The sequence below is a fragment of the Xanthomonas sp. SHU 166 genome (assembly GCF_000364685.1).
Lineage (GTDB): Bacteria > Pseudomonadota > Gammaproteobacteria > Xanthomonadales > Xanthomonadaceae > Xanthomonas_A > Xanthomonas_A sontii.
On the sequence record NZ_AQOJ01000605.1, the window covers coordinates 1 to 3,470 of the forward strand.

4 protein-coding genes are annotated in these 3,470 nt (G+C 67.6%); all 4 read left to right on the plus strand.

What is annotated here, in order from left to right; all coding sequences use genetic code 11:
• Window positions 1-45 precede the first annotated feature (45 nt).
• The 4 genes from D180_RS14890 (at window position 46) to D180_RS14905 (ending at window position 3,358) form a co-directional block, all read left to right on the plus strand.
• Complete coding sequence (locus D180_RS14890) at window positions 46-537, plus strand: TPM domain-containing protein (protein ID WP_017913423.1); 492 nt, start codon at window positions 46-48, stop codon at window positions 535-537.
• Window positions 538-1,062: 525 nt separating this feature from the next.
• Window positions 1,063-1,971: a prolipoprotein diacylglyceryl transferase gene (lgt, locus tag D180_RS14895; protein WP_017913424.1), complete on the plus strand. Its 909-nt coding sequence runs from the start codon at window positions 1,063-1,065 to the stop codon at window positions 1,969-1,971.
• Complete coding sequence (locus D180_RS14900; RefSeq protein ID WP_026144081.1) at window positions 1,968-2,762, plus strand: thymidylate synthase; 795 nt, start codon at window positions 1,968-1,970, stop codon at window positions 2,760-2,762. The genes lgt and D180_RS14900 overlap by 4 nt, the downstream gene beginning before the upstream one ends.
• A gap of 89 nt (window positions 2,763-2,851) precedes the next feature.
• Window positions 2,852-3,358: a dihydrofolate reductase gene (locus D180_RS14905; protein WP_043091050.1), complete on the plus strand. Its 507-nt coding sequence runs from the start codon at window positions 2,852-2,854 to the stop codon at window positions 3,356-3,358.
• The last annotated feature ends 112 nt before the right edge of the window (window positions 3,359-3,470 follow it).

Sequence of the window (3,470 nt, forward strand, 5' to 3'; positions counted from 1 at the left end):
TGGTGGCGGCAGTTCCGGAGGCGGTGGCGCCTCGGGGAGCTGGTGATGCGCCTGCTCCGGCACCTGTTCGCGCCGTCCGCACAGCGCCTGTTCCCGGCGGCCAGCCTGGAGCGCATCGGTGCGGCGATCGCCGAGGGCGAGCGCCTGCACCGCGGGCAGGTGATGTTCGCGGTGGAATCGGGGCTGGCACCGGCGCAGGTGCTGCGCGGCATGGCGCCGCGGCTGCGCGCCGAACAGGCGTTCGCACAGTTGCGCACTTGGGATACCGACGCCAACAACGGCGTGCTGATCTATCTGCTGCTGGCCGATCACCACATCGAGATCGTCGCCGACCGTGGACTGCACGGGCGGGTGGACGCCGCACAATGGCGCCAGGTCTGCGCGCTGATCGAGCGCGACATGCGTGCGGGCCAACCCGAACAGGCGGTGATCGCCGGCGTCGGCGCGGTGTCCGCGTTGCTGGCCGCGCACTTCCCGGCACAGCCGGGCCAGCCGGGCGAGAACGAACTGCCGAACCTGCCGCAGGTGCTGGATTGAGTGTGCTGCTGTGGTGGTTTGCGCTGTCAGCAGAGGCGCCGGTGTTGTGGAAGGGACTTCGGTCCCTAGGCGAGAGTGCCGGGCTGGGGCTTGATGGCTCTGCTCGTCGCGGCTGAAGCCGCTCCCACATCAGGGCGATGCCGCTCCTGCATGGGTGCGACGGGTGGTGTGGTGGGAGGGACTTCAGTCCCGACGCGATAGCGCCGGAGTGAACCCGATGGCTCTGCTCGTTGCCGCTGATGGCCTGGAGGCCACATGGGCCGCTCCCACAAGCAATGAGGGGCACGTGGCGGCTGGGCTGAGCCTATTGTCTTGGGGTCGGTCGGTGGCAGGTTCGTGCGCCTGCCAGCAGATGAAGCGCCACCCTGCTGCGCCGTCCGCAGGCGCGGCAAGCAGCGGAGTCAGTGGCAGACGCGTGCGCCTGCCAGCAGATGAAGCGCTACCCCGCTGCGCCGTCCGTAGGCGCGGCAAGCAGCGGAGTCGGTGGCAGAATAGGCACTCTTTGCCCCCGGCCGACGTTTGCGCATGACCTATCTCCACCAGATCGATCCCATCGCCTTCTCGTTCGGGCCGGTGAAGGTGCATTGGTACGGGCTGATGTATCTGGCCGGCTTCATCTCGGCCTGGTGGCTGGGCCGCCGCCGCATCCGTGCCGGGCGCCTGCCCGGGGTGAACGAGGACGGTTTCTCTGACCTGCTGTTCTACGCGATGCTTGGCGTGGTGCTGGGCGGGCGCATCGGCTACATGCTGTTCTACGCGCTGTCCGATTTCCTGGCCGACCCGCTGCTGATCTTCAAGGTGTGGGACGGCGGCATGAGCTTCCACGGCGGCCTGTTGGGCGTGCTGGCGGCCTGCCTGTGGTGGACGCGCAAGGTGCGCCTGCATTTCTTCGACACCGTCGACTTCATCGCGCCGCTGGTGCCGCTGGGCCTGGGCTTCGGCCGCATCGGCAATTTCGTCGGCGGCGAGTTGTGGGGCAAGTTGACCCATGCCGGCTGGGGCGTGATCTTCCCGCACGCGCCGATACAGGACGGCGTGGCCAATGCGCCGGCACTGGAGAGCCTGAAGAGTGCCGCGCAACTGCAGCAGCAATACGCCGCGGGCCTGCTCGATGGCTATGCCCGCCATCCGTCGCAGCTGTACGAAGCGGCGCTGGAAGGGCTGGTGATGTTCGTGGTGCTGTGGACGTTCTCGATGAAGCCGCGCGCGCGCTATGCGGTGTCCGGCTTGTTCGCGCTGCTCTATGGCGTGTTCCGCTTCGCGGTGGAATTCGTGCGGGTGCCGGATGCGCAACTCGGCTACCTGGCGTTCCATTGGCTGACCCGCGGCCAGCAGTTGAGCATCCCGCTGATCCTGCTCGGCCTGTTCCTGCTGTGGCGCTCGCGCAGCGCGCCGGTGCTGCAGCCGGTGCCGCCGCCGGAGGTGAGCAAGTGAAGCAGTACCTGGAATTGCTGCAGCACGTGCTGGAGCGCGGCGCGGAGAAATCCGACCGCACCGGCACCGGTACGCGCAGCGTGTTCGGCTGGCAGATGCGCTTCGATCTCAACGACGGCTTCCCGCTGGTCACCACCAAGAAGCTGCACCTGCGCTCGATCGTGCACGAGTTGCTGTGGTTCCTGAAGGGCGAGACCAACATCGCCTATCTCAAGGACAACAAGGTCAGCATCTGGGACGAGTGGGCCGACGCGCAGGGCGAACTCGGCCCGGTGTACGGCAAGCAGTGGCGGCGCTGGACCGGTGCCGACGGTCGCGAGATCGACCAGATGCAGTGGCTGGTGGACGAGATCAAGCGCAATCCGGATTCGCGTCGGCTGGTGATCAGCGCCTGGAACGTGGCCGAACTGCCGCAGATGGCGCTGATGCCCTGCCACAGCCTGTTCCAGTTCTACGTGGTCGACGGCAAGCTCAGCTGCCAGCTGTACCAGCGCAGCGGCGACATTTTTCTGGGCGTGCCGTTCAACATCGCCAGCTATGCGCTGCTGACCCACATGGTGGCGCAGGCGACCGGCCTGGGCGTGGGCGATTTCGTGCATACGCTGGGCGATGCGCATCTGTATTCCAACCACTTCGAACAGGCGCGCGAACAGCTGGCACGCACGCCGCGGCCGTTGCCGCAGCTGCGGCTGAATCCGGCGGTGACCGATCTGTTCGCCTTCACCTACGACGACATCGCCATCGAGGGCTACGACCCGCACCCGGCGATCAAGGCGCCGGTGGCGGTGTGAGTGGCGGGGAGCGGGGAATGGAGAATGGGGAATCGGAAAAGGCGGCAGTGGCGGCGGGGACGGATTTGGAGCGGTCTACGCGCCCCTCGCTGCAGTTGAGCCTGGTCGCGGCGCTGGATCGGGCCAATGCGATCGGTCGCGACAACGACTTGCCGTGGCGCCTGCCGGACGATCTCAAGCGGTTCAAGGCGCTGACCCTGGGCAAGCCGGTGTTGATGGGGCGCAAGACCGCGCAGTCGCTGGGGCGCGCGTTGCCCGGGCGCTTGAACCTGGTGATGACCCGTTCCGGGCAGGTGCCATTCGCGGACATGCAGGCGGTGGCGTCGCTGCAGGCGGCGATCGACGCGGCGCGCGCGGCCGGCGTTGCGGAGCTGTCGGTGATCGGCGGTGGCGACATCTTCGCCCTGACCCTGCCGCTGGCCGACGTGTTGTACCTCACCCATGTCGACACCGTGGTCGACGGCGCCGATGCGCATTTCCCCGCGTTCGATCCGGCGCAATGGGAGGTGGTGGCGCGGCAAGCGCATCCGGCGGATGCGCGGCATGCGCTGGCCTTCGAATTCGTGGATTACCGGCGCCGGGCGGGCGCGGTGTAAGCAGCGGCTGACAGATGCCGGCGCACATGCCGGGATTGCCGTAGGAGCTTTAGCCGCGACACGCATTCCCGGGAACGCCTGTCGCGGCTGAAGCCGCTCCTTGTATCTGGAC